At 62.8% G+C, this 25,285-nt stretch carries 29 protein-coding genes and 1 tRNA gene; 17 read left to right on the top strand and 13 right to left on the bottom strand.

All coding sequences use genetic code 11. The features are described 5' to 3' along the window. The first annotated feature begins 1 nt into the window (after window position 1). The gene (locus IQ25_RS15510) at window positions 2–1,189 is read left to right on the top strand and encodes a glycosyltransferase (protein WP_144907188.1); all 1,188 of its coding nucleotides are present in this window, start codon (window positions 2–4) and stop codon (window positions 1,187–1,189) included. A 39-nt stretch (window positions 1,190–1,228) separates the two neighbouring features. On the opposite strand, the gene secF is transcribed toward IQ25_RS15510, so the two are convergent. From secF to yajC, 3 genes are read right to left on the bottom strand one after another with little or no spacing between them, the layout of a single operon-like run. Beyond that, window positions 1,229–2,206 (bottom strand): protein translocase subunit SecF, encoded by a 978-nt coding sequence (secF, locus tag IQ25_RS15505; RefSeq protein ID WP_144907187.1) that lies wholly within the window; start codon window positions 2,204–2,206, stop codon window positions 1,229–1,231. A 15-nt stretch (window positions 2,207–2,221) separates the two neighbouring features. After that, entirely contained in the window at window positions 2,222–3,829 is a 1,608-nt protein-coding gene (secD, locus tag IQ25_RS15500; RefSeq protein WP_144907186.1) for a protein translocase subunit SecD, read from the bottom strand. A gap of 43 nt (window positions 3,830–3,872) precedes the next feature. Next, window positions 3,873–4,202: a preprotein translocase subunit YajC gene (yajC, locus tag IQ25_RS15495; protein WP_144907185.1), complete on the bottom strand. Its 330-nt coding sequence runs from the start codon at window positions 4,200–4,202 to the stop codon at window positions 3,873–3,875. 230 nt (window positions 4,203–4,432) lie between these two features. Here yajC and IQ25_RS15490 point away from each other — a divergent pair. The 6 genes from IQ25_RS15490 to accC all read left to right on the top strand — a co-directional run bounded on the left by IQ25_RS15490 (window position 4,433) and on the right by accC (window position 7,942). Continuing rightward, window positions 4,433–4,509 (top strand) — tRNA-Pro (locus IQ25_RS15490). A 116-nt stretch (window positions 4,510–4,625) separates the two neighbouring features. Then, window positions 4,626–5,039, top strand: coding sequence for a holin family protein (locus IQ25_RS15485; RefSeq protein WP_144907184.1), 414 nt, complete (start codon window positions 4,626–4,628; stop codon window positions 5,037–5,039). Between the two features lie 54 nt (window positions 5,040–5,093). After that, window positions 5,094–5,462, top strand: coding sequence for a hypothetical protein (locus IQ25_RS15480; protein WP_158637762.1), 369 nt, complete (start codon window positions 5,094–5,096; stop codon window positions 5,460–5,462). An 80-nt stretch (window positions 5,463–5,542) separates the two neighbouring features. Beyond that, a complete protein-coding gene (gene aroQ, locus IQ25_RS15475; RefSeq protein ID WP_144907182.1) occupies window positions 5,543–5,995 on the top strand; it encodes a type II 3-dehydroquinate dehydratase in 453 nt (150 codons plus the stop codon). A 99-nt stretch (window positions 5,996–6,094) separates the two neighbouring features. Next, entirely contained in the window at window positions 6,095–6,586 is a 492-nt protein-coding gene (accB, locus tag IQ25_RS15470) for an acetyl-CoA carboxylase biotin carboxyl carrier protein (protein ID WP_144907181.1), read from the top strand. Between the two features lie 9 nt (window positions 6,587–6,595). Beyond that, window positions 6,596–7,942 carry an acetyl-CoA carboxylase biotin carboxylase subunit gene (accC, locus tag IQ25_RS15465; protein WP_144907180.1) on the top strand — a complete coding sequence of 449 codons (1,347 nt, stop codon included), beginning with the start codon at window positions 6,596–6,598 and terminating at the stop codon, window positions 7,940–7,942. Window positions 7,943–7,999: 57 nt separating this feature from the next. On the opposite strand, the gene IQ25_RS15460 is transcribed toward accC, so the two are convergent. From IQ25_RS15460 to gshB, 3 genes are all read right to left on the bottom strand, one after another. Next, complete coding sequence (locus IQ25_RS15460) at window positions 8,000–8,227, bottom strand: hypothetical protein (RefSeq protein ID WP_144907179.1); 228 nt, start codon at window positions 8,225–8,227, stop codon at window positions 8,000–8,002. A 77-nt stretch (window positions 8,228–8,304) separates the two neighbouring features. Further along, window positions 8,305–8,904, bottom strand: a complete 600-nt coding sequence (locus IQ25_RS15455) for a DedA family protein (protein WP_144907178.1) — start codon at window positions 8,902–8,904, stop codon at window positions 8,305–8,307. 134 nt (window positions 8,905–9,038) lie between these two features. After that, on the bottom strand, window positions 9,039–9,986 hold the full coding sequence (gshB, locus tag IQ25_RS15450) for a glutathione synthase (RefSeq protein WP_144907177.1): 948 nt from the start codon (window positions 9,984–9,986) through the stop codon (window positions 9,039–9,041). Window positions 9,987–10,101: 115 nt separating this feature from the next. Between gshB and IQ25_RS15445 the strand changes: the two genes are divergently transcribed. Continuing rightward, on the top strand, window positions 10,102–10,293 hold the full coding sequence (locus tag IQ25_RS15445) for a hypothetical protein (protein WP_144907176.1): 192 nt from the start codon (window positions 10,102–10,104) through the stop codon (window positions 10,291–10,293). A gap of 56 nt (window positions 10,294–10,349) precedes the next feature. On the opposite strand, the gene IQ25_RS15440 is transcribed toward IQ25_RS15445, so the two are convergent. Both IQ25_RS15440 and rsmI read right to left on the bottom strand, forming a co-directional pair. Beyond that, window positions 10,350–10,706 carry a YraN family protein gene (locus IQ25_RS15440; protein WP_144907175.1) on the bottom strand — a complete coding sequence of 119 codons (357 nt, stop codon included), beginning with the start codon at window positions 10,704–10,706 and terminating at the stop codon, window positions 10,350–10,352. Further along, complete coding sequence (gene rsmI, locus IQ25_RS15435) at window positions 10,703–11,539, bottom strand: 16S rRNA (cytidine(1402)-2'-O)-methyltransferase (RefSeq protein WP_144907174.1); 837 nt, start codon at window positions 11,537–11,539, stop codon at window positions 10,703–10,705. Before rsmI ends, IQ25_RS15440 begins: the two co-directional genes overlap by 4 nt. Before the next feature lie 50 nt (window positions 11,540–11,589). Here rsmI and IQ25_RS15430 point away from each other — a divergent pair, with 50 nt between their 5' ends. From IQ25_RS15430 to IQ25_RS15420, 3 genes are all read left to right on the top strand, one after another. Continuing rightward, the gene (locus IQ25_RS15430) at window positions 11,590–12,756 is read left to right on the top strand and encodes a penicillin-binding protein activator (RefSeq protein WP_246415821.1); all 1,167 of its coding nucleotides are present in this window, start codon (window positions 11,590–11,592) and stop codon (window positions 12,754–12,756) included. A gap of 82 nt (window positions 12,757–12,838) precedes the next feature. Further along, the gene (parE, locus tag IQ25_RS15425; protein WP_144907173.1) at window positions 12,839–14,839 is read left to right on the top strand and encodes a DNA topoisomerase IV subunit B; all 2,001 of its coding nucleotides are present in this window, start codon (window positions 12,839–12,841) and stop codon (window positions 14,837–14,839) included. Window positions 14,840–14,980: 141 nt separating this feature from the next. Then, a complete protein-coding gene (locus tag IQ25_RS15420; RefSeq protein ID WP_144907172.1) occupies window positions 14,981–15,853 on the top strand; it encodes a hypothetical protein in 873 nt (290 codons plus the stop codon). Here the strand turns inward: IQ25_RS15420 and IQ25_RS15415 are convergent. After that, complete coding sequence (locus IQ25_RS15415; RefSeq protein ID WP_144907171.1) at window positions 15,850–16,620, bottom strand: hypothetical protein; 771 nt, start codon at window positions 16,618–16,620, stop codon at window positions 15,850–15,852. The genes IQ25_RS15420 and IQ25_RS15415 overlap by 4 nt on opposite strands. Window positions 16,621–16,856: 236 nt before the next feature. Here IQ25_RS15415 and IQ25_RS15410 point away from each other — a divergent pair, with 236 nt between their 5' ends. Then, window positions 16,857–17,702, top strand: a complete 846-nt coding sequence (locus tag IQ25_RS15410; protein ID WP_144907170.1) for an AAA family ATPase — start codon at window positions 16,857–16,859, stop codon at window positions 17,700–17,702. Between the two features lie 108 nt (window positions 17,703–17,810). Here IQ25_RS15410 and IQ25_RS15405 read toward each other — a convergent pair whose 3' ends face one another. Then, window positions 17,811–18,554: a glutathione S-transferase family protein gene (locus IQ25_RS15405; protein ID WP_246415819.1), complete on the bottom strand. Its 744-nt coding sequence runs from the start codon at window positions 18,552–18,554 to the stop codon at window positions 17,811–17,813. A 92-nt stretch (window positions 18,555–18,646) separates the two neighbouring features. On the opposite strand from IQ25_RS15405, the gene IQ25_RS15400 reads away from it, so the two are divergent. Beyond that, entirely contained in the window at window positions 18,647–19,069 is a 423-nt protein-coding gene (locus tag IQ25_RS15400) for a GFA family protein (protein WP_144907168.1), read from the top strand. A gap of 60 nt (window positions 19,070–19,129) precedes the next feature. Beyond that, the gene (locus IQ25_RS15395) at window positions 19,130–19,939 is read left to right on the top strand and encodes a DUF817 domain-containing protein (RefSeq protein ID WP_144907167.1); all 810 of its coding nucleotides are present in this window, start codon (window positions 19,130–19,132) and stop codon (window positions 19,937–19,939) included. Here IQ25_RS15395 and IQ25_RS15390 read toward each other — a convergent pair. Beyond that, entirely contained in the window at window positions 19,926–20,795 is an 870-nt protein-coding gene (locus IQ25_RS15390; RefSeq protein WP_144907166.1) for a L,D-transpeptidase family protein, read from the bottom strand. The genes IQ25_RS15395 and IQ25_RS15390 overlap by 14 nt on opposite strands. A 160-nt stretch (window positions 20,796–20,955) precedes the next feature. Between IQ25_RS15390 and IQ25_RS15385 the strand changes: the two genes are divergently transcribed. From IQ25_RS15385 to IQ25_RS15375, 3 genes are all read left to right on the top strand, one after another. Beyond that, on the top strand, window positions 20,956–22,137 hold the full coding sequence (locus IQ25_RS15385; RefSeq protein ID WP_144907165.1) for a vWA domain-containing protein: 1,182 nt from the start codon (window positions 20,956–20,958) through the stop codon (window positions 22,135–22,137). Between the two features lie 16 nt (window positions 22,138–22,153). Then, a complete protein-coding gene (locus IQ25_RS15380; RefSeq protein ID WP_144907164.1) occupies window positions 22,154–22,927 on the top strand; it encodes an enoyl-CoA hydratase in 774 nt (257 codons plus the stop codon). Between the two features lie 110 nt (window positions 22,928–23,037). Continuing rightward, window positions 23,038–23,580, top strand: a complete 543-nt coding sequence (locus tag IQ25_RS15375; RefSeq protein ID WP_246415818.1) for a twin-arginine translocation pathway signal protein — start codon at window positions 23,038–23,040, stop codon at window positions 23,578–23,580. 36 nt (window positions 23,581–23,616) lie between these two features. On the opposite strand, the gene IQ25_RS15370 is transcribed toward IQ25_RS15375, so the two are convergent. Next, window positions 23,617–24,813, bottom strand: a complete 1,197-nt coding sequence (locus IQ25_RS15370; RefSeq protein ID WP_144907162.1) for an exo-beta-N-acetylmuramidase NamZ family protein — start codon at window positions 24,811–24,813, stop codon at window positions 23,617–23,619. Then, window positions 24,810–25,259, bottom strand: a complete 450-nt coding sequence (locus IQ25_RS15365) for a DOMON-like domain-containing protein (protein WP_338112232.1) — start codon at window positions 25,257–25,259, stop codon at window positions 24,810–24,812. The genes IQ25_RS15370 and IQ25_RS15365 overlap by 4 nt, the downstream gene beginning before the upstream one ends. Window positions 25,260–25,285 lie beyond the last annotated feature (26 nt).

The following is a 25,285-nucleotide window of genomic DNA, read 5'->3' as shown; positions in this document are numbered from 1 at the left end:
CGTGAGGCGGCTGCTCTCGATCTCGACACTTTATCCTGCCACTGGCCGTCCCGGTTTCGGCCGTTTCGTTGGCCGACAGATGCAGGCACTTGCGGCGCGTGGCGACTGGGACGTAACTGTAGTCAATCCGGTCGGCCTCCCGCCTGTCCCGATGAAGCGCTACGCAGCGCTCAAGGCCATTCCCGAAGTGGAGCAGCAGGGCGGGGTCACGGTGCACCATCCGCGATTTCTGCTGGTGCCGGGGCTTTCAGGGCCGATCAACCCGATGCTGATCGCCCACGGCATCCTGCCGCTTGCAAAACGGCTCCATGCCGAACGACCGTTCGACATGGTCGATGCGCAGTTTTTCTATCCCGACGGGCCAGCTGCGGCAAAGGTGGCGCGCTCGTTGGGCTTGCCTCTCGCCATAAAGGGGCGCGGCTCGGACATTCATCTGTGGGGCATGCGCGCCCTGCCCCGACGGCAGATGCTGGAAGCGGCACGGCAATCGTCGGTGCTGCTCTCGGTTTCCTGCGCTCTGGCCCGCGACATGGTCGATCTGGGCATGCCCGAGGACCGCATCCGGGTGCACTACACCGGCCTCGACCGCGCACGGTTCCATCCGATGGCGCGGGCCGAGGCTCGGCAGAAGGTATCCGGACAGCACGGGCTGGGTCTCTGGCCCGACGGGCGACTGCTGCTTTGCGTGGGCGCGCTGCTGCCGATCAAGGGACAGGCGCTGGCGATCCGTGCCCTCCTACTGCTGCCGGAGGACGTGAGGCTGGCAATCGTTGGCACCGGAGAGCACGAGCCGATGCTGCGGGCACTGGTCACGGAACTCGCTCTTGAATCGCGCGTGATGTTCCTCGGCGCGGTGGAGCACGACGTTCTGCCCGACCTGCTCTCGGCCGGCGATGCAATGGTCCTGCCATCGGAGCGCGAAGGGCTTGCCAATGCATGGATCGAGGCGCTCGCCTGCGGGACCCCATTGGTGATTCCAGACGTTGGCGGCGCGCGCGAAGTCGTGCTCGACGACAGCGCGGGACGCATCGTCGATCGCACGCCGGAGGCGATTGCGCAGGGCGTTGCCGAAGTCCTCGCCAATCCGCCGAGTCAAGCGGCAGTGGCCGCCAATGCCGAACGGTTCAGCTGGGACGCCAATGCCGCGTCGCTCGCGGCCTTCTACGACGAAGCGGCGGCAGAACGCTAAGTTCCACCGCCGCTCCGGGCATTTCAGGTTCGAGAACGATCAGGCGCCGTCGCGCGCAAGCCGCTCCTGCTTTTCGAGCGCCGTCTCGGTCGGCACGAAGCTGTTCGGATTGACCTTGAGCCAGATCAGGATCGGCGCGGCCATGTAGATCGAGCTGTAGGTACCGACGAAGATGCCCAGCGTGATCGCCGCGGTGAAGCCAAAGATCACATCGGGGCCGAGCAGCAGCAGGGCCACTAACGTGATCAGCATTGAGAGCGAGGTCACGATGGTACGGGCCAGCGTTTCGTTCACCGAAAGGTCGAGCAGTTCGGGCATCGGCATCTTGCGGAACTTCTTCATGTTCTCGCGGATGCGGTCATAGACGACGATGGTGTCATTCAGCGAATAGCCGATCAGCGTCAGCAGCGCAGCGACGATGTTGAGATCGAACTCCATCCCCGTCAGCGCGAACAGGCCCAGGGTCAGCGTCACGTCGTGAACCAGCGCGAACAGCGCGCCCACGCCGAACTGCCATTCGAAGCGCAGCCAGATATAGGCCGCCACTGCCAGCGAGGCGAGGCCCAGCGCCTTGAACGCGTCCCAGCCAAGCTCCTTCGAAACCTTGCCCGAAACCGAATCGACGCCGTCGATCCGCGCATCTGCGTGGTTCTTCTTGATGTCAGCCGTGATCGTGCGCGCCATCTTGTCGGCCAGCGCCGCTTCATGGTCTGCGCCTTCGGGCAGCTTCATGCGGATCGAGATCTCGTTCGGCTTGCCGTAGCGCTGGATGATCGGCTCACCATAGCCGAGCTTGCCAACTTCCTCGCGCAGCGTCGAGACAGGCGCTTCGGCGCTGCGTTCGAAGGTGACGCGGATCATCTGGCCGCCGATGAAATCGACGCCGAGATTGAGGCCCTTGGTCAGCACCAGCCCCCACGATGCCGCCATCAGCACGAGGCTGATGATGTAGAACGGCACGCGCCACTTGAGAAAGTGGATGTTGGTGTGATCGGGAACGAGCTTGAGGAGTTTCATGGGTTCTTCCTCCTCTTACAGGGCGATTTCGGTGGGACGCGCGCGGCGCAGCCACTGGGCAACCCACATGCGGGTCAGCGTCACGGCCGTGAACACCGAGGTGGCGATGCCGATCATCAGAACGACCGCAAAGCCCTTCACTGGGCCAGAGCCGAACGCGAACATCAGCACGGCGGCGATGACGTTGGTGATGTTGGCATCGAAGATCGCGCGGCTGGCTTCCTTGTAGCCGAGCTCGACCGCCTGCGTGACCTTGCGGCCACGATGGCGCTCTTCACGGATACGCTCGTTGATCAGCACGTTGGCGTCGACTGCCGCGCCGATCGTCAGCACGAAACCCGCGATGCCCGGAAGGGTCAGCGTGGTGCCGATGATGCCCATGATACCGAGGATCATCAGCACGTTTATGATCACCGCGAGGTTCGCATAGACGCCGAAGCGGCCATAGGTGACAAGGATGAACACGGCGAGAGCGAGCGTGCCGACGCCCATCGCGATCATGCCCTTGCGGATCGAATCCGCGCCAAGATCGGGCCCGACGGTGCGCTCTTCCACGACCTTGAGGTCCACCGGCAGTGCGCCGGAACGCAGCGAGATCGCCAGCGCATTGGCGCTTTCGGTGGTGAAGCGGCCCGAGATGATTGCGCTGCCGCCCATGATGGGTTCGTTGATCGTCGGCGCGGACAGCACCTTGCCATCAAGGATGATCGCGAACTGCTTGCCTACGTTCTGCGTGGTCAGCTTGGCAAACTTGGCGCCACCATCGGTGTTGAAGGTGATGTTGACGACCGGTTCGTTGGTCTGCTGGTTGTTCGTCTGCTGCGCATTGGTCAGCTGGTCGCCGCGAATGCCACCAAGGCGCTTGACCGCGATCGATGGCACGCCGCCACCTTCGGCGGGGCTGATGAACGGCACGATCTCGCTGCCCGGAGGAGCGATGCCACGCGCCACGTCCGAAGGCAGGGCCGATGTATCGACCAGCTTGAATTCGAGCTTGGCGGTCTGGCCGAGCAGGTTCTTGAGCGCCTGCGGGTCCTGCAGGCCCGGCACCTGCACGACGATGCGCGTCGGGCCGGAGCGGATGATCGTCGGCTCCTTGGTGCCGAGCGCGTCGATGCGCTTGCGCACCACTTCGACCGCTGTGTCCATCGCCTGCGTGACGGCCTGATTCACCCCGGCCTCGGTCGGCGCGAGGACGAAGCGGTTGCCGTCAACGACGTTGATGTCCCAGTCACGCTGACCGGTAAGCCCTGCCCCGTTGGTCAGCGGCAGCACGGCCTCGCGCACCGCATCGACCTGCGAGGGATCGGCGACGACGAAAGTCAGCGCGCCATCGCGGTTCGAAATGTCGCTGATGCGGATGTCTTTTCCATCCTGCTTCAGCTTGTTCCGGACCGATTCCTCCATACCCTCGATGCGCTGCTGGCGCACCTGCGCAGGGTCAGCCTCGAGCAGGATGTGGCTGCCGCCGGCAAGGTCGAGCCCGAGGTTTACCTTGGGTTCGGGCAGTGCGGTCGGCCACGAAAGGCCCATGGTGGAGGTGAGCGAGGGAATGGCGGCGGCCACGCAGGTCAGCGTGATGAACCAGAGCCAGATCACCTTCCAGCGCGGAAAATCGAGCATGGGCGGTCAGCTTTCAGGAAAGGAAGAAGTCAGTTGTTAGCCATCAGTCGTTGGCGGGCGCGGAACCTGCAGGCGGCACGATGTCGCCAATGGTCGCGCGCACGGCCTTCACCCGGACGTTCGGCCCGAGTTCCAGTTCCGCATAATGATCGTCGAGCTTGATGACCTTGCCAATCAGGCCACCGGCCGTCACGACCATGTCGCCCTTCTTCATCGCAGCGATCTTGGCCTTGTGCTCCTTCTGCTGGCGCATTTGCGGGCGAAGGATCAGGAACCAGAAGATGAAGCCCATCGCCACCAGCGGCAGGAAGCTCATCCAGGCAGGCGGTTGTCCGGCATTCGCGGCGGCGGCGGAAAGAGTGCTCAGCATCATGGGTCCGTTTCTGGGATCGCGACAGTGGTTTTGCAACCGCACCGCCTGCAGATATCCTGCAAGACGCGGCCTCGGCTGCTGCAAGCGGCGCGGTTAGCAGTTTGGAATAGTCTAGGCAATCTGAGCCTCGGCAATGCGGGCCATGCGCACAGACCGGCGGGGACTCCGAACCTTTCGCCAATCAGGCGCTTGCCATCAAAGAAAGTGCTGCCTATAGGCGCGCTTCCGGTCGGGACGTAGCGCAGCCTGGTAGCGCATCACACTGGGGGTGTGGGGGTCGGAGGTTCGAATCCTCTCGTCCCGACCAATTTTCAAAAGGCCCGACGCTTCGCGCGTTTCGGGCCTTTTTGCTGAAAACCGTTTTCCTACATCGGCCGACATGGTTACCTCATCGCGCGTCCAACTTTGCGAAAGGGCGACGCAATGGGTATTCTCGAAGCACTGATCTCTCCCATCTCCGGCATCATCGACAAGGTGATCCCCGACAAGGACGCCCGCGACCGGGCAAAGCTCGAACTCCTCAAGCTCGATGGCACGCAGGAACTCAGGCAGTTGCAGACGCGCATTTCGGCAATTCTGGCCGAGGCCGGTTCGGCCGACCGCTGGACCAGTCGGGCCCGCCCCGGCTTTCTCTATGTGATGTACGCCATGATTCTCTGGGCCCTGCCGATGGGCCTGATCGCGGCGTTCCGCCCGCAGGCTGCGCAGGACATTTCCGCCGGGATGTCCGCCTATCTCAATGGCCTGCCCGAGCCGCTCTATGCCCTCTTCGGCACCGGCTACCTCGGCTACACCGCTGCCCGCCAGTGGGGCAAGGTGCGCGGCAGCGACCGGTGATCGCCAGTCTTCTTGGTTAGTTTCTGGTAACTTCCGCCTGCTATTGAGACGGCCATGACAACAAGGTCGGCCACACCCTCCATGAAACTGCTGCTCGATGGCAGGCGGACTCTACGTGCTGCCGTTCCCGCTCTCGTGGCCCTTTCGGCCATCCTCGGCGGCTGCGGCAAGGCAACCGACGAGAAGCTGGAAGCGCGTCTTGCCGCGCTTGAAGCCAAAGCCGATGCCGCTGACCAGCGGTCGCGCCAGGCCTTGAGCATGGCTGCGACCGGCAATCCTGCTCCTGCACCCGAAGGTGGTGGCGAGCCGATCTATGGCGAAGCTGCCGACAATGGTGGCGTCACCGACGATTCCCCCGACAGTGCGATCTATGACAACACCATGGAATCCCCGCCCGGCCCGGCCATCGCACCGGGCGGCTGACGCGCCCTCGCACGCCCTCGTCCCTTGCACGTTTGCCTGCAACGTCTATCACGGCAGGCAAATCGCGATCGGGGGATCACATGACGCAAACACTCGAGCCAGGCACGACGGTCTACGTGCTCAATGGCCCCAACCTGAACCTGCTCGGCCTGCGCGAGCCCGAGATCTACGGGTCGCAGACGCTTGATGACATTGCAGGGATGCTTGAAGATCGCGGCCGCGAACTCGGTTTCGAGATCGACATGCGCCAGTCCAACCATGAAGGCCATCTGATCGACTGGCTGCACGAAGCGCAGGCCGAAGGCGCGAAAGCCGTCCTGCTGAACGCCGGAGCCTATACCCACACGTCTGTCGCGCTTCATGATGCGATCAAGTCGATCAAGGTCCCGGTGATCGAGGTACACCTGTCCAATCCCCACAAGCGCGAAGACTTCCGCCACCACTCCTATGTCGGCATGGCCGCACTCGGCACAGTCTGCGGTTTCGGCGCGAACAGCTATCTCGTCGCTCTGGACGCCGCCGCGCGCCTCTGAACGCGCCGTTTTTCCACCTTCAACGCCCGCGAACACTTGCAAGCCTGCCATCAAGGGGGCATGGCGCGGGCCTGAAAATCATACCCCGCGAGGAAACACATGGGTCACGAACGCGGCGACAAGGCCGAAAACATGTCGATTGACAGCAAGCTGGTGCGCGAACTGGCAGAACTTCTCGCCGAGACCGGTCTGTCCGAAATCGAAGTCGAGGATGGCGAACGCAAGATCCGTGTCGCCCGCCAGATCACCGCAGCGCCGGTGACGCAAGTTTCCGTTCCGGCACCTGCCGCTGCTGCTCCCGCTCCTGTCACCGCCCCTGCTGCCGCTGCACCTGCCGCGGCTCCCGCAGATGACAGCGCCAACGCGCTCAAGTCGCCGATGGTCGGCACCTGCTATCTTGCTGCCGAACCCGGCGCTGCGAACTTTGTCTCTGTCGGCCAGACGGTCAAGGCGGGCGATACCGTGCTGATCATCGAGGCGATGAAGGTCATGAACCCGATCACCGCCCCTGCCGCCGGTGTCGTGAAAGCGATCCTCGTAGAGAACGCGCAGCCGGTCGAATTCGACCAGCCGCTGGTCGTGATCGCGTAAGGACCGCACATGGCCATCAAGCGCCTGCTGATCGCCAACCGCGGCGAAATCGCGCTGCGCATTCACCGCGCCGCGCACGAAATGGGCATCGAGACGGTCGCGGTGCACTCCACCGCCGATGCCGACGCGATGCACGTGCGTCTTGCCGACCACGCGGTCTGCATCGGTCCGCCCGCTGCGCGTGACAGCTACCTGAACGTCGCGGCAATCATCTCGGCTGCCGAAATCACCCACGCTGACGCAATCCACCCCGGCTACGGCTTCCTCTCGGAGAACGCCAAGTTCGCCGAGATCGTCGAAGCGCACGACATCACTTGGATCGGCCCCAAGCCTGAACACATCCGCACGATGGGCGACAAGATCGAGGCCAAGCGCACCGCTGGCGCGCTGGGACTGCCGCTTGTCCCTGGATCAGACGGCGCGGTCTCCGACATCGCCGAAGCCAGGGCCATTGCCGAGAAGGCTGGATACCCGGTGATCATCAAGGCCGCATCTGGCGGCGGCGGTCGCGGCATGAAGGTCTGCAACGGGCCGGAAGAGCTCGAAACGCTGATCCAGCAGGCCGGGAGCGAGGCCAAGGCCGCGTTCGGCGATGCCACGGTCTACATCGAGAAGTACCTCGGCAACCCGCGCCATATCGAGTTCCAGATCTTCGGCGATGGCAACGGCAACGCGATCCATCTCGGCGAACGCGACTGCTCGCTGCAGCGCCGCCACCAGAAGGTGCTCGAAGAAGCGCCATCGCCGGTTATCTCGGCCGAAGAGCGCGATCGCATGGGCGGGATCGTCGCCAAGGCGATGGCCGACATGGGCTATCGCGGCGCGGGCACGATCGAGTTCCTTTGGGAAAACGGCGAGTTCTACTTCATCGAGATGAACACCCGGCTGCAGGTGGAGCATCCCGTCACTGAGGCGATCACAGGCGTCGATCTCGTGCGCGAACAGATCCGCATTGCCGATGGCAAGCCGCTCTCGGTTAAGCAGGAAGAGATCGAGTTCAAGGGCCACGCGATCGAATGCCGCATCAACGCGGAAGATCCCTTCACCTTCGCCCCATCGCCGGGGCTGGTGAAAAGCTATCACGCAGCGGGCGGCATGCATGTGCGCGTCGATTCCGGGCTCTACGCCGGATACAAGATCCCGCCGTACTATGACTCGATGATCGCCAAGCTGATCGTCTATGGCCGCACCCGTGAAGGCTGCATCATGCGGCTCAAGCGTGCGCTTGCAGAAATGGTCATCGAAGGTCCCAAGACCTCGATCCCGCTCCACCAGCGCCTGCTGAACGAGCCGGATTTCCTCTCGGGTGACTATACGATCAAGTGGCTGGAAGAGTGGCTGGCAAAAGACGCCTGACTTCCACGACATCAAACGGAAAAGCCCCCGCAGTGCGGGGGCTTTTTTGTGGTCGGATCAGCTGTCGCCTTCTTCCAAAGGCAATCTTGCCCGGATTGCACGCCAGGCAGGCTCAGGCCGGTCATTCTTCACGAGAATTGCCTCAACCTCGTCAAATTCCTCCAGTTCCAGCGCCTCGCTGACGCTAAGCGGGAAATAGACGTTCTCGTCGTTGTCCATGCGCACGGCATAGGCGCCACGGCCTTCTTCACTTCTTGTAATGATGCACATCGCTTTGACAGCCATGATAGAACCTTAATTTGATAGTCTGACAGAAATGCCCGAAACGGGCCTGTTTCATGCAGCGCCTCGGCAGCCTGCTGTCAAGAGCGCGGTTTCCACACGATCACGCGCCAGACATAAGCCACGAGCACGATCACGAGCGTGCCCGTCGCTACAGGGCCTGTGTACTTCTCCAGATCGCTGAAATTTCGGCCAAGATAGTATCCAGCCCCTGCCAGAATTGCGTTCCAGATCGCCGCTCCCGCAAAAGTGAACAGGAGGAAACGCACGTGTCCCATGCGAGTCAGCCCCGCCGGTAGCGAGATCATCGTGCGCATGAATGGCGCAAATCGCACAGCAAAGACGACCCACTGGCCGTGGCGGCGGAAGAACGCGACGATGCGCTCGATGTCTTCCCACTCGACCGTCAACCAACGGCCGAAGCGGTTCACGAAAGGTTGCAAGCGCTCATATCCCAGCGCGCGGCCGAGCAGATACCAGCAGTAATTGCCAAGAGTGGATCCGACAGTCCCAGCCAGCATAAGCGGCCAGAACTCCATGCGCCCCCGCGCCACGGCTATTCCGCCCAGCCCCATGATCACTTCCGATGGAATCGGCGGGAAGACGTTCTCGATGACCATCAGGAAAGCGATGCCCCAATAGCCGCCCCCTTCGATGAGGTGGATGATCCAGTCGTTCATGGGAAGGGTAACGCTTCCAAGCAGCCAAAAGCTCCTGCGACCCCGCGCAGGCGGCGGCCTCAGGCGGATTCACCTATCGTTCCGTAACAACACCGAGGCCCCCGCCCTTGCGGAGGCACCGCGCCTCATGCGACCTAGAGCCGACCCTCGATCGCGTCCCAGATCATCCCAGGCGTATCTGTGCCATTGAACTTGTCGATGGCGACGATCCCGGTCGGCGACGTCACGTTGATTTCGGTCAGGTACTTGCCGCCGATCACGTCGATGCCGACGAATATCAGCCCCAGCCGCTTCAGCTCTGGCCCAAGCGCGGCGCAGATTTCCTGCTCCTCAGGCGTCAGTTCGGTCTTCTCGGCATAGCCACCGACTGCAAGGTTCGAGCGAAACTCGCCCTCACCCGGCTTTCGGTTGATCGCGCCGGCAATCACGCCATCGACCAGCACGATGCGCTTGTCGCCCTTGGCCACTTCGGGAAGGAAGGCCTGAACCATGTGCGGTTCGGGCCAGGTCTGGTTGAACACCTCGAACAGTGCGCCGAGGTTCTCGCCCTCCTCGCTCACCCGGAAGATCGCCTTGCCGCCGTTGCCGTGGATCGGCTTGATCACGATGGCACCATGCTTCTTCTGGAACAGACGCACTTCCTCGACCGATCGTGTCACGATCGTCGGCGGCATGAAGCGCCGGTAGTCGAGCACCATGACCTTTTCTGGTGCATTGCGCACGCTTCGCGGGTTGTTAACCACCAGCGTCTCGGTCTCGATCCGCTCGAGCAGGTGTGTGGCGGTGATATATCCCATGTCGAACGGCGGGTCCTGCCGCATCAGCACGACGTCGATGTCACGCCCGAGGTCCAGCCGGCGCTTCTCACCCGCCTTGTAGTGATCGCCGACAACCCGCTGCACCGTCACTGGTGAGGCATGCGCGATCAGCCGGTCGTCCTCGTCCAGCGTGAGCGAACCCACGTCATAGTGGTAAACCTCGTGCCCCCGCTCCTGCGCTGACAGCATGAGCGCAAAGCTCGAATCGCCATTGATATTGATCGAATGGAGCGGGTCCATCTGGACCGCGACGCGAAGAGTCATGCTTGCACTGATCCTCAGGGGTTTCTCTCACCCGCGCCTTAAAGCGACTTTATCGGCAGCGCGACCATTTTCGCCCAGCGCCACGATGGCGCCACCCCCTACCAAGGAGCCATTGATGCGCAAGCTGTTCACTGTTGCCGCCGCCGGTGTCGCCGTTCTCGGCTGGTCTGCCCAAGGCATTGCCAACCCCGACCCGCACCCGACGTCTGCCCCCCACGACGACCACAAGGGCGAAAAGAAGGACGAGCACCACGACGAACACAAGGATGGTGAACACAAGGACGGCGAGCACAAGCCGGCCCACTGATCGGTTCAGGCGCCGGGTTGCTACGCCTTGGCAATCCGGCCCCGACTGGCTTCAGATCAAGCGCCGGGTTGCCACGCGTTGGCAATCCGGCGCGGCCAGGCGCGCGGGGCAACAAGGATCACATCGATCTGCACATCGTCCCCCGGCTTGGCATAGCGCGGCGCCAGCATCTCGGCGGCTCTCGCCACGCGCCGCAGCCGGTGGGCATCGATAGCCTCACCCAGCAGGGCAGCATCACGCCGCCACTTCACCTCGACGAACGCAACAGTCCGGCCCTTGCGTGCAATCAGGTCGACTTCGCCGACCTTGACCTTCACGCGCTGCGCCAGAATGCGCCACCCGCACAGCCGCAGCCACCACGCCGCCAGCGTCTCGCCCCGCCGCCCGCGCTGTTCGGCCTCGACCTTGTTCAAGCCTTCAGTTCCATCGCCCGAGCATAGAGCGCCTTGCGATCAAGGCCGTGGGCCTTGGCCACCTTGCCCGCCGCCTGCGACGTCGACATTTCCGCTAGTGCTGCGCGCAGTTCGGCGTCGATCACATCCTCGTCCGGTGCCTCGGCCTCGCCCGGCGGCCCGATCAGCAGCACGATTTCGCCCTTGGCCGGATGTGCGGTGTAGTGCTCTGCAAGTTCCGCAGCGGTCCCGCCCCGGCACTCCTCGTGAAGCTTGGTCAACTCGCGCGCCACGGCCACCTCGCGCCCCGGCAGCCGTTCTGCAATCGCCTCTAGCGAAGCAACCAGACGCGGCCCCGTTTCATAAAAAGCGAGCGTCGCCGGGACCGCTGCCAGTTCCGCCAGCACGTCGCCCCGCGCCTTCTCCTTGTTCGGGAGAAACCCAGCAAAGAGGAAACGATCCGTCGGCAAACCCGCCATCGAAAGCGCCGTGATCACAGCACTCGCCCCCGGCAGCGACGTTACCGCAATGCCCCTCGCCTTCGCCTCGCGCACCAGGCGATAGCCGGGATCGGAAATCAGCGGTGTCCCCGCGTCCGAGACCAGCGCCACGGCCTTGCTCGCCATCTCTCCAAGAAGTGCCTCGCGTGCGCCTTCGCTGGCGTGATCATCGTAGCGCCGCATCGGCTTGTGCAGGCCAAGCAGATTCAGCAGCTTGCCCGTCACGCGCGTGTCCTCGCACGCCACGAGATCGCAGCGACCAAGCGTTTCGGTGGCGCGACGGGTCATGTCACCAAGATTGCCAATTGGGGTCGCTACAATATAGAGACCGGGTTCGAGGGGTGACGTGTCCATGGGCTTCCAATGGACCGCCCAGCCAAGAGCGACAAGAGGGTGTGCGGGGAATGAACATGGGACAATCTGGCGAAAGCCGCATCTCGGGCCTTCGCCAATCGCGCAGGTGGGTGGTTGCTGGCACGCTCGCGCTCCTGGCAGGTTGTACCGTCATCCCAAAGGGCACCGCCCCGATTGCCGAACCGACAGAGAAGGCGCCTGACGCAAACACCCTGCCGACCGATGCCGGACGCCACCGCGTCGCGCTGCTCGTTCCGATGACAGGCGTCAACGCTGCCGTCGGCCAGTCCATCGCCAATGCCGCAACCATGGCAGTACTCGACACCAACGCCGCAAACCTGCGCATCACCACCTATGACACCGCAACCGGTGCAGGCATTGCCGCATCGCGTGCGATTGCTGATGGCAACAAACTGATCCTGGGGCCCTTGCTGTCGGACGACGTCGTGCTCGTCTCGAATGTGGCGCGGCCCGCCAAGGTCCCGATGATCACCTATTCGAACGACAGCGCCGTCGCCTCGCGCGATGTATTCGTGATGGGGCAGGCTCCGAGCCAGTCCATCTCCCGCGTCCTCGGGTTCGCCAAGGCAAAGGGCGTAAAGACCGTCGCCGCGATCATCCCGACCGGCGACTACGGGCAGCGCGCCACCGCGGGCCTGACCGAAGCCGCGCGTGCAAACGGCGTGACCGTCACCGCCATCGAAACTTACGACCGCGGCAATACTTCGGTCGCAAGCGCGGTGCGCCGGGCCAAGGACAAGTCGAAGTTCGATGCATTGCTCATCGCCGATGGCAGCCGGATCGCACTTCAGGCGGGCCCGCTTGCCGGCAAGGGCGTCAAGCTGCTTGGAACCGAACTTTGGAGCGGAGAAGGCGCCATTGCCAAGTCGCCCGCAATGCGTGGCGCATGGTTCGCCGCCGTGTCTGACGGACGCTTTGGACAGTTTGAAAAGAGCTACGCCACCCGCTTCGGCGCAACGCCCTCGCGTCTCGCAACGCTCGGCTACGACAGCGTGTTGCTGACGCTCAACGTCGCACGCACCTGGAAGCCCGGCACCACCTTCCCCACCGCCAAGCTCTATGATCCGCAAGGTTTCATCGGCCTCGACGGCGTCTTCCGCTTCACCGCCAGCGGCATTGCCGAACGGGCAATGGAAGTGCGCGAGGTGGCAGCAGGCACGTTCACGACTGTCTCCCCGGCCCCAGCCAAGTTCTGAACGCCCGATAACGGGGGATTTCGCCGGATAAGGCGGCATCCCCGCTTGCGTGCGGATTCGCAGGGGTTCTATACCCGTTCGCATGTCCGATGACCTTTTCGACAAGCTTCCCGCCACCAGCGCCACCGAAAGCTATGACGGTTCCGCGATCGAGGTTCTCGAGGGCCTCGAACCCGTCCGCCGCCGCCCCGGAATGTATATCGGCGGCACGGACGAACGCGCACTGCACCACCTCGCCGCCGAAGTGCTCGACAACGCGATGGACGAGGCTGTCGCGGGCCATGCCAACCGCATCGAAGTGCTGCTGGAGGAAGGCAACCGCCTGACCATCTCAGACAACGGTCGCGGCATTCCGGTTGACGAGCATCCCAAGTACCCCGGCAAATCCGCGCTTGAGGTGATCCTCACTACGCTGCACTCGGGCGGCAAGTTCTCGGGCAAGGCCTATGCGACCTCCGGCGGTCTGCACGGCGTCGGTGTCTCGGTGGTCAATGCCTTGTCCTCGCTGACCCGCGTCGAAGTCGCTCGAAACAAGGAGCTTTACGCGCAGGAATTCTCGCGAGGAAACCCGACGACGAAGCTATTAAAGGTCGGCAACGCGCCCAACCGGCGCGGCACGCAGGTCACTTTCGTGCCTGATACCGAGATTTTCGGCGAGGACGCGAAGTTCAAGCCTGCCCGCCTGTTCCGGCTGGTCCGCTCAAAGGCCTACCTCTTTGCCGGTGTCGAGATCCGCTGGCGCTGCGTCCCCTCGCTTGCCAGCGAGGACGTGCCAGCCGAAGCCGTGTTCCAGTTCCCCGGCGGCCTCGCCGATCATCTCGCAGAGCAAGTCTCTGGCCGCGAATGCGTCACCTCGGTGCCTTTCGCGGGCCGCCAGGACTTTCCGCTCGGCCCCAACGGCGAAGAGAACGGCCGCGTCGAATGGGCCATTGCCTGGCCGCTGTGGTCCGATGGGTCCTACAGCTGGTACTGCAACACCATCCCCACGCCCGATGGCGGCACCCACGAACAGGGCCTGCGCGCGGCGCTGACCAAGGGCATCCGCGCCTTCGCCGATCTGATCGGCCAGAAGAAGGCCAAGGACATTGCACCCGAGGACATGATCACCGGCAGTGAAATCATGCTCTCGGTCTTCATCCGCGACCCCCAGTTCCAGAGCCAGACCAAGGACCGCCTCACCAGCCCAGAGGCCGCGCGCATGGTCGAAGCCGCCGTGCGCGACCACTTCGACCATTTCCTCACCGACAACATGGAGCGCGGCAAAGCCCTGCTCGGCGCGGTGATGGAGCGCATGGACGAACGACTGCGCCGCAAGGCCGAGCGCGAGGTCAAGCGCAAGACCGCCACCAACGCCCGCAAACTGCGCCTTCCCGGCAAGCTCACAGATTGCTCGGGCGAAGGCAGCGGCGAAACCGAACTGTTCATCGTCGAGGGTGACTCGGCAGGCGGCAGTGCCAAGCAGGCGCGCGACCGCAAGACACAGGCGATCCTGCCGATCCGCGGCAAGATCCTCAACGTCGCCAGCGCCACGGCCGACAAGATCCGCGCCAATCAGGAAATCGCAGACCTCGCGCTCGCGTTGGGGTGCGGGATGCGCAAGGACTGCAACCCTGACGCCTTGCGCTATGACCGCGTGATCATCATGACCGACGCCGACGTCGACGGCGCACATATCGCCACGCTGCTGATGACGTTCTTCTTCCAGGAAATGCCCGAGCTTGTCCGGCGCGGCCACCTCTACCTCGCCCAACCCCCACTCTACCGCCTGACCAGCGGCAGCACCTCGGCCTACGCCAAGGACGATGCCCACCGCGCCGAACTGGAAGCCACGAAGTTCAAGGGCAAGAAGGTCGAAGTCGGCCGCTTTAAGGGCCTGGGCGAAATGAACCCGCAGCAGCTGCGCGAAACCACCATGGCGCCCTCCACCCGCAGCCTGATCCGCATCACCCTGCCCCCCGAATACGAAGGCCGCGCGGCGGTGAAGGAACTGGTCGACCGCCTGATGGGCCGCGACCCCGCGCAACGCTTCATGTTCATCCAGAACCGCGCGAGCGAGATCGATCCTGAGTTGATTGACGCTTGATCAGCTTCGGCCAGAACCAGCACTGCATCGCGCTTCTCTAGGGGCAGGACCAGTCTCACCAGAATGGCTGCAACTTCCAGATTGTAAATTCAACTTGATTGGTAGAGATACTCTCGGTCAGTAGTTCGGGAGGGTGTTGGTGTGACCCATACTGCAAGAATGTACCGCGTTTCGCAAAAGTTGGCGCTTCTGAGTTCTAGCCTGCTGGCTCTTTCCTCTTGTTCGGAAAAGCCGGCTGAAGAAGCGGCAATGGACGCGAAAGAGGCTTCATACGCCGGACCGCAGATTTCCGCCACAGCTGCACCCAACGTTGCCTTCGTATATGACTACGCTTTCTCACTGCCGAATTCAGCAGTCCCTGTTCTACAGGAGCAAAACGCTGCCGCCTGTGAAAAGCTTGGCCCGACGAAGTGTCAGATCACCGGAATGCACTACAATTTGGTCAGGGGCGGCGGTGTTACAGGCTCACTCAGTGTAAGCTTGGACCGCAACTTTGCCCGCTCATTCGGAAAGGATGGCGTTGCCGCTGCCGAGAAACTTGGCGCGAAACTGACTTCCGCCAGCATCGAAGGCCAGGACCTGGCCGGGCAAATCGCGGCCTCAAAGCGCGGAAGCACTGCGAACGCCCTCCAGATCGCCGACATTGAAAGCCAGCTCAAAGAGCCTACCCTTGGCGACCGCGAACGCGCTGAAATGCGCAGTCAGTTGGAATCGCTGCGATCGGCCCTTGAAGAAAGCCGCAATACGCAGGCGGCATCGGAAACGCAGATTGCGCTCACGCCAATGACCTTGCGCTACTACGGCTCTGACGAAATGTCGCTCAGCGACAACCCGATCACGTCTGCTGGTGGCGCATTCCTGGCAAGCGCAACCAGCATTCTTACGATACTGCTATTTGGCTTGGCCTACGGCTTGCCATGGATCGCGGTCGCGCTCCTGATTATCGCACTTTGGCGGACAACGCCGGCAAGAAAGCTCCGCGCATTCCTGATGCCCACCAAGCCTGAGAGTTAACCCTCCGCCTCACCCTTCTTCGCCCTGAAATCGAACCGTATCCGCACCCACTCGCCAATCTGCGGCTTCCCGTTCACGCGCGGGGGCCGCACCAGAAACTGCCAGCTCGCCTGCCGGATCGCCCGGGCAAGCCCCGATCCCGGCGGACTTTCGCCAAGTTCCTGGCAATCTTCGACGTGGTACTTCTCGATCGTCTTGCAGGCGATCATCGCCCAGTCGCCCTGCCTCCGTCGCTGCGGCAGGTACGGGCCGATCTCGGCATCGGTTGGTTCCCGATACCATTGCGCGGCATAGAGCCTGACACCGCCCGGCCCTTGGCCGACGCTGGCGGAATCGCCCGGACTGCCAGCGCTCGCCTGCTGCGCCCCGCCGGACTCCGCCCGCTTCATCTTTGAAACATCCGTCGCACGATAGTCGTTACGGGACATTTCGATGAACCCTTCCGGCCACTCGACCTTGCCCGGAACCGGGACCGGAGGCGGAGCCGTCACCGGCTGGACCGAAGCCACCTCGGCTGACTGTGCCTGCTTGCGCTCCTGCTTCTGCTGCTTTTTCTCGGCCTTCTTGTCATCCTGCCCGTCGGACGAAAGGTCGATCGCCGTCAGGCTTGCACCCTTGCCATCACCAAATCCGGTGACAGCCCCCATGCGCCACATGATCAGGAATACGAGAAGGGTCGTGACAGCCGCAAACGCCATCGCTCCGGCCCGCTCGCGTGGCGATGCCTGATAGCCTTGCTTCGCCATGACATTGCGGGTTGCGACCATTGCCGCCTCGCTACACGCCGCCGCGCACGGCTTCAATCGGCAAGAGGCATCGCAGCCTTGCGGCGACAATTTGATACGCTACGAAACTGACGCACCCGTCACAAAAAGTGCTTGAAACTGACGCATGCGTCAACAAATCGCCACCTAGATGACGCGCACGTCAGGAAACCATCCCCCTTGCGCAGTTCACTGCCCCGCCTTATCGCTTAACCAAACGATTAACACAGGATCCGCCGATGCGCTTTGAAGGCACCAGCAATTACGTCGCTACCGATGATCTCAAGGTTGCGGTCAATGCCGCCGTACTGCTCCGCCGCCCGTTGCTGGTCAAGGGCGAACCCGGCACCGGCAAGACAGTGCTTGCGCATGAAATCGCCAAGGCCGTCGGCGCGCCGCTGATCGAATGGAACGTCAAGTCTACTACCAAGGCGCAGCAGGGCCTCTATGAATACGACGCCGTCGCCCGCCTACGCGATGGCCAGCTGGGCGACGAGCGCGTCCACGACATCAGCAACTACATCAAGAAGGGCAAGCTCTGGGAAGCCTTCACTGCCCCCAAGCTGCCCGTCCTGCTCATCGACGAGATCGACAAGGCCGACATCGAATTCCCGAACGACCTGCTCCAGGAACTCGATCGCATGAGCTTCGACGTCTACGAAACGCAGGAGCGCATCGAGGCGAAGGAGCGCCCGATCGTGGTCATCACTTCGAACAACGAGAAGGAACTGCCCGACGCCTTCCTGCGCCGTTGCTTCTTCCACTACATCAAGTTCCCCGATCGCGAGACCATGCAGGCGATCATCGACGTCCACTTCCCCGGCATCCAGAAGACGCTGGTCAGCAAGGCGATGGAAGTGTTCTACGAAATCCGCGAAGTGCCCGGCCTCAAGAAGAAGCCCAGCACTTCCGAACTGCTCGACTGGCTCAAGCTTCTCCTCAACGAGGACATGCCGCTCGACGTCTTGCAGAACCGCGATCCCACCAAGGCCATCCCCCCCTTGCACGGCGCGCTGCTCAAGAACGAGCAGGACATCATGCTGTTCGAACGGCTGGCCTTCATGTCGCGCCGTCCGGGGAATTGAGGTCACCAACTCTTGCTAGCCCGCTCATGCTGAGCCTGTCGAAGCATCTGCCGCCACCATCGCGGCAGAACCCTTCGACAAACTCGGGGTGAGCGCAAATGGCCAGACCTATTCCCGAGGCCCAAGCTTCTCCAGTTCGACCTGCGCGAACATCGCCTTCACTGCCGGACGCTCGTTGATCTGCTCGATCCAGCGGACGAGGTGCGGAGTGTCTTCCTTGTTTACCAGTTCCTTGAAGCCGAAGGGCATTCCATTCGCGATAGCGAAGTTGCAGATGTCGGCCAGCGTGTACTGCCCTGGCACCAGCCATTCGTGGTCGGCCAGATGGTCGTCCAGCTTGCGCACCGAATAGCCGATCTTGCGCATTTCCTCGTCGAGCAGATCCTGCGGGAAGCCTTCACGAGCCCGCCGCCACTTCACCTGCTGCTCGACAACCGGGATTGCCTTTACCTTCTCCTCGAACTCGGCGTCGCTCAGGTCCTTGACCATGTTGCCGACATAGCGGTGCCAGCCGATGGTCGAGACGCACCAGCAGAAGTACTCGTCCACCCACTTCGTCCATATCCGCATCTGCGCACGTCCAAAGCTGTCGGCGGGGCGGAGCGAGACTTCGGTCGGATATTCGTCCTCGAGGTACTCACAGATCACCGTCGACTCAGTCACAACCTTGCCGCCATCCACCAGCGCTGGAACCTGTCCGCGCGGATTGATCGCCTTGAACCAGTCGGTATGGTGTTCGAACTTTGCTGGATCGAGCCGGTGCTTCTCGACATCGAGACCCTTTTCGAACACCGTCAGCAGCGGTTTCATCGAGTTGGCGGCGGGACCGAAACTGTAGAGCTTGAGCGTCATGGTGTTATCCTCTCCGAAGGGACGCACCATAAACAATTGTATGTAACACTAACAATAGCCAATTGTCCTCGCGGCAGAAGGAAGGTTCAGCCATGCCCCACACCGGCCAATGCGCCTGCGGGTCCATCAGCCTCAGCATCGACGGAGAGCCCATCGCCACGCGCCAGTGCTGGTGCCGCCAGTGCCAGCAGATTGCCGCCGGTGGGCCAACCAACAACGCCATCTTCAAGACCGAGGACGTCAACATTGCAGGTGCCCTCGCCCAGAACACATGGACGGCGGCCAGCGGCAACACCCTGACGTTCCATTTCTGCCCCTCGTGCGGTACCCAGATCTATGCCCAGAGCTCGGCGCGTCCGCACTTGAAGACTGTCCGCTTCGGCGCGCTCGATGCCGGCCATGGACTGCGGCCCGAAGCGATCATCTGGACCGACGATGCACCGGAATGCGCGCAGATCGATCCCTCGCTCGAAAGCTGGCCGCAGCAGCCGCCCCCGCCGCCGCCCGCCACCTGATACGTGCACGCACCGCGAACCCCGCCAGAGACTCGATCGGCCGCCCATACGCGGTTTGCGATGGTGCGTGCGCGGCTCGAAGCCTTTGCACCTTTTCCGGGCCCACCCGCGTGGGCTTACGAATTCCTGCTGTTCGGCTTCAAGCAAGGTTGGGCATGCCTCTTCGGAGGCCTGATGCTGGCCATGCTGATGGCCACGCACCTGTTCTGGCCTGCTGATGCCCCGCTCGCCCGCTACGATGCGCTGACAATCGGTGCCCTGCTGATCCAGATCGCCATGCTGGCGTTTCGGCTGGAAACCCTGTCAGAAGCGAAAGTCATTCTGGCTTTCCATGTCGTTGGCACGGTCATGGAACTGTTCAAGACCGCTTACGGATCGTGGACTTATCCCGAACCCAGCGTGCTTCGCATCGGCGGCGTGCCGCTGTTCTCCGGCTTCATGTACGCCTGCGTTGGCAGTTACATCGCCCGTGTCTGGCGGATTTTCGACTTCCGCTTTCCCTCCTACCCGCCGTTGCTGTGGACTTATGTGCTGGCGGTTGGGGTCTATGTGAACTTCTTCGCCCACCACTGGCTGACTGACGTCCGGCTCGTGCTCTTTGCCGCAATGGCTCTTCTGTTTTGGCGCACGCAGGTCGTCTTCCGGGTCTGGCGCGAGGATCGTCGGATGCCGCTGCTGCTCGGGTGGTTTCTCGTGGCGCTGTTCATCTGGTTTGCCGAGAACATCGCCACCTTCTCACGCGCGTGGATCTACCCGAATCAGCGCAACGGCTGGACGCTGGTATCTCCGGCCAAACTGGGCGCGTGGTACCTGCTGATGTACATCTCTTTCGTGCTGGTCGCCGCAGTCCATCGCATCAGATCACGTTGAAGCAATCCGTGCCCGAACGCTTGAGCGATGAGCAGACGGCATAGGCTCCGGGAGCGCTCGCGCGCAATCGCCAGTACTTGCGCGCCCCGATCGTTGCCGGAACCACCACCTTGCGGAAGCCTGACAGCTCGGGATGACGCGCCACTGCGTCGAGCCAGTGTGCCTCTGCCTCTGAAGGGCTCAACGCCGCCGCCAGTTGGATCGTCTGTGCCGGGGCATCCGAAGCCCGCGCCAGCTGCGGTCCGGGTGTCTGTAGTTGAGGCACGCCAGGGTCTTGCGCGTTCAGCGCCAGAGTGATCGCCCCTTCCTCCGAGCGAAGCGGCGCGTTGGTGACGACAACCGTGGTCCGGCTCGCCTGCGTCAGGCCAAACAGGGCCTTGGCAAAGCTTCGCGGCAGGCGGATGCAACCGTGCGACGCAGGATAGCCAGGCAAATAGCCCGCATGGATCGCTATCCCGCGCCAGGTCAGCCGCTGCATGAACGGCATCGGCGCGTTGCTGTAGATGTTCGAGCGGTGATAGACCTTCTTCTGCAAGATCGGAAAGACACCCGCAGGGGTCGAATGACCGCGCTTTCCGGTAGACACCGGCGACGATCCCCAATGCGCGCCGTCCTTGAAGACGTGCATCCGCTGCGATGCCTTGCTGACCACGATCAGCACCCCGGATTGCACCACGTCCTGCACCGGTGGCGGCAGTTGCGGATGGGGTGCTGACGGCAAAGGCTGCGGCACGGCCAGCGGAAGGGCTGTCTCTTGCGCGTCCGCGCGTGCGGACGGCGCAGGCAGCAGCAGCCCCGCCCCGGCAAGGCCCAACAGCAGCACGACAATCGCCAAGAAACCAGTGGCGCGACTCATGGTAAACGCCTCTTAACCACGTTGATTCATGGCTTAACCGTTTGCCGCTGATGCTCAACCGCCTATCGCTGCATCGCCGATGCGTTCGGTCGCGCAACAACCCTTGCCGATCGCCGACGCACACCTTAATCATCCGGTTAAGTCAAAGGAGCGGCCACAGGTGTTTTTCAACTTCGTCGACGAACTGCGTGCCGCCGGCATACCGGCCAGTTTCAAGGAGCACCTCGTGCTGCTCGAAGCGCTGGAAAAGGACGTGATCGAGCAGACGCCCGAGGCTTTCTACTACCTCTCACGCGCCACATTCGTGAAGGACGAAGGCCTGCTCGACCGGTTCGATCAGGTCTTCAACAAGGTCTTCAAGGGAATCCTGACCGACTATGGCCAGCGCCCGGTCGACATTCCTGAGGACTGGCTGAAGGCCATCGCCGAAAAGTTTCTCTCCGAAGAGGAGATGGAGAAGATCAAGTCCCTCGGATCGTGGGAAGAGATCATGGAGACGCTCAAGAAGCGTCTGGAGGAACAGGAAAAACGCCACCAGGGCGGCAACAAGTGGATCGGCACCGGCGGCACCAGCCCGTTCGGCAATTCCGGCTACAATCCCGAAGGCGTCCGCATCGGCGGCGAGAGCAAGCACAAGCGGGCCATAAAAGTCTGGGAAAAGCGCGAATTCGCCAATCTCGACAACACCAGAGAACTTGGCACCCGCAACATCAAGATCGCGCTCCGCCGCCTGCGCCGCTTCGCCCGCGAAGGCGCGGCGGACGAACTGGACCTTGAAGGCACGATCGAGGGCACCGCACGCCAGGGCTGGCTCGACATCAAGATGCGCCCGGAAAAGCGCAATGCGGTCAAACTCCTGCTGTTCCTAGATGTCGGCGGATCGATGGACCCGTTCATCAAGCTGGTCGAGGAACTGTTCAGCGCCGCCACTGCGGAATTCAAGAACATGGAGTTCTTCTACTTCCACAACTGCCTCTATGAAGGTGTGTGGAAAGACAACAAGCGCCGCTGGTCTGACCGCACGAAAACCTGGGACATCCTCCACAAGTTCGGCCACGATTACAAAGTGGTATTCGTTGGCGATGCGGCGATGAGCCCCTACGAGATCAGCCATCCCGGCGGCAGTGTCGAGCACTTCAACGAGGAAGCGGGCGCGGTGTGGATGCACCGGGTCGCGCAGACCTATCCGGCGACGGTCTGGCTCAATCCGGTCCCCGAAAAGCAGTGGACCTATTCGCAATCCACCAAGATGATCAAGGACCTGATCGGCGGCAGCATGTACCCGCTAACTCTCGAGGGACTCGACGGGGCCATGCGGGAACTCACCCGCAAGAAACACTAAGTCCAGGGGGCAGAAGATGAACGCAGTGATCCTCTCGCAACGGACGCCAGAGGGTCGCTACGACCTCGTGCTAAACCGCCCCGACAAGTTCAACGCCCTGTCCGAATCCCTCCTTGCCAACCTGAAGTCGGAACTTTCCAAGATTGCCGCAGACCCTGCCGCTCGGGTCGTGGTCATCTCGGGCGCGGGCAAGGCGTTCTGCGCGGGCCATGACCTAGTTGAGATGCAGGCCGACCGTAGTCTCGATGCCTACCGCCGCCTGTTCGCCGCCTGCACCGAGGTGATGGAAGCCATCGCGGCCCTGCCTATCCCCGTCATCGCCCGCGTCCATGGCGTCGCTACGGCGGCAGGGTGCCAGCTCGTGGGTGCCTGCGATCTGGCGGTAGCGTCTGAGAACGCGCGCTTTGCCGTTTCGGGCATAAACGTCGGCCTGTTCTGCTCAACCCCTGCAGTCGCGCTCAGCCGTAACGTGCCCACCAAGCGCGCTTTCGAGATGCTCGTCACCGGCAGGTTCATCGATGCCCGCACCGCCTCGGACTGGGGCCTGGTGAATACAGTCACCGCACCCGAAGTGCTGGATGCTGCCGTGGACGACCTCGCCAACACGATCATCGCCAAGAGCCCCGGCGCGATCCGCCGCGGCAAGGCCCTGTTCCAGACCCAGCGGGAACGTCCCCGCGCTGAAGCCTATGCGCTCGCCTGCGAAGTCATGGCGCAGAACATGATGGACGAGAACACCGACGAGGGCATCACCGCCTTCCTGGAGAAGCGCTCACCCGTGTGGCGATAAAGGCGAGGGCAAACGACGTATTGCCGCACCCCGCCACCCCGCCCTAGCTCCCTCTGACACCGCAGGGAGAAGCCGGAATGAACCGAAGACAAGCTTGCACAGGCCTCGTAATGACCGTCGGGACCCTCGCAGCACGCCCTGTCTTCGCCGCTGCCCCCAAGCCTCCGCTCGTCCCTGCCAGTTTCACGGTCCCGACTCTTGCCGAAGGCAAGGGCTTCAAGCTCGTCCCCCTCGGCCCCGCGCTCGTGAAGATCGACTTTGACGCCTACATGTCGTCGATCGAGCACCTGCAGAAGACCTTCACCCGCAGCACCGCGTGGCCGCATCCCGGCATCACCGATGCCGAGGCGATGGTCGACATGGAGACCGAACAGGCCCGCTTCGCCCAGCGCAAATCATTCGCCTACGCAGTCCTGACGCCCGACGGCACGCGCGAGCGCGGCTGCGTCTATGTCCAGCCGAGCCCTGTTGCAGGTTACGATGCCGTGGTGCGGATGTGGGTGACCAAGGCCGAATACGATGCAGGCTTTGAAGCCGAGCTTTACGCATGGGTCGTCAAGTGGCTCGCCAAGGACTGGCCCTTCGCCAAGGTCGCCTATCCCGGCCACGCGATCAGCTGGGATGACTGGGACAAGCTGACCGGCAAGGCGTAGGAAGCGACCGGGCGGCCAGCCTAAGTCCTATTGGCATCAGTACAGCAGGAAGCGCCGTCTTTCTTCGATCCAGGCAGCTTCGTCGCGCCCTGCCAGCAAATCCAGATCGCCTGCCTCGCTTGCTGCATCGTCCGTCCATTCGCGCAGCGCAGGTCCGCCGTTGATCACATCGATCGCCAGCTTGTCGAACACGTACTCGTAAGGGAAGTCCCGCCAGATCGGGTAATCGGGATAAAGCCGCCGGATCGCCTTGAAGGCCAAGGCTTGCAATCGCCACGGACGGAACGCGTGATGATCGTAGAACGCGCCCTCGGCATGGATCATCAACGCGCTGCACAGCGTCTTGGCGTGCTTGTGAAAGGTCGGCTCGAACCAGCATTCGCGGATCGCACAGCCTTCCAGCCACTGTGGGGCAAAGCTGCGCATCTCGGCCAACACCGCCTTGGCGTCCACGTCCGGCGCGCCGAACAGCACCTCGAGCGGGCGTGTGGTGCCGCGCCCCTCGGACAGCGTCGCGCCTTCGATCATCACCGTTCCGGCATAGGCGCGCGCCATATTCAGGCTGGCGGCGTTGGGCGACGGGTTGATCCAGATCCGGCTCTCTGGCCAGCCGAAGCCCGCGCCTTCCGGCTCCCAGCCATCCATCGTTATTACGCGATAGTCCACCTCGAGCTTGAAATGCTCGACGAACCACGCGCCCATCTCGCCCAGCGTCATCCCGTGGCGCATCGGCATCGGCCCTGCGCCGACAAAGCTCTCCCAGCCCGGCAGCAGCGTGGTGCCCTCCACCGGGCGCCCTGCCGGATTGGGCCGGTCCAACACCCACACCGCCTTGCCTGTCCCGCTCGCCGCTTCCAGCAAATAGAGCAGCGTGGTGACGAAAGTGTAGATGCGGCAGCCAAGGTCCTGCAGATCGAACAGGAACACATCCGCCGTGCTCATCATCTGCCCGGTCGGCCGACGTACCTCGCCGTAGAGGCTGAACACGGGGATGCCATAGGTCGGATCGAGCTCGTCCGCCGTCTCGACCATGTTGTCCTGCTTGTCGCCCTTCAATCCATGCTGCGGGCCGAAAGCAGACGTCACGTTCACGCCCGCTGCGATCAGCGCATCAAGCGAGTGGACCAGCCCTGCCGTCACCGAAGCGGGATGCGCGACGAGCGCCACGCGCTTTCCTTCGAGCGGCTTCCTCAGGGCGGGGTCGGCAAGCAGCCGGTCGATACCGAATTTCATGGCGCGCTCGGTGCCTCAAGCGAGGCCGCGAAGCAAGACGCGTGGTGGAAATCGGGCCGGTCCTCGCGGTGGGCCATGGCCCAGTAGGACTTTTGCCCGCCCTCCTCCTCGATCACCGCCGTCAGTCCAATCGCGGCGGGGAGCGACGGTAGCGCAGCAGGAGGCAATGCCACATCGAATATAAGAACGGACTGACCACGGCGCGGCGTGCACACCGGATCGCGGGGCATCGGTCGCTCTGCCATCCCTTCGCGATAGCCGCTGAAATCATACGCAGCCCATCGTTGCGAAGGCGAGAAGTTGAACTCGGCGTAGCTCTCGCCACCATCAGGCTTCACGAACAGCTCGAAGCAGGTGGCCTGCCACAAGCCGTCCGCCCGCCTCTTGCCCGCAAACGATGGCACCACAAGCCGCTGCGTGCCCTCGACCCGCCAACGCAAGGTCATCCATTGTCTGGCATGCGACAGGATTC

It is taken from the genome of Novosphingobium taihuense (genome assembly GCF_007830315.1).
Taxonomy (GTDB): Bacteria; Pseudomonadota; Alphaproteobacteria; order Sphingomonadales; family Sphingomonadaceae; genus Novosphingobium; species Novosphingobium taihuense.
Note: the sequence above shows the minus strand (reverse complement) of the source record. Positions and strands in the feature narration are given on the sequence as shown.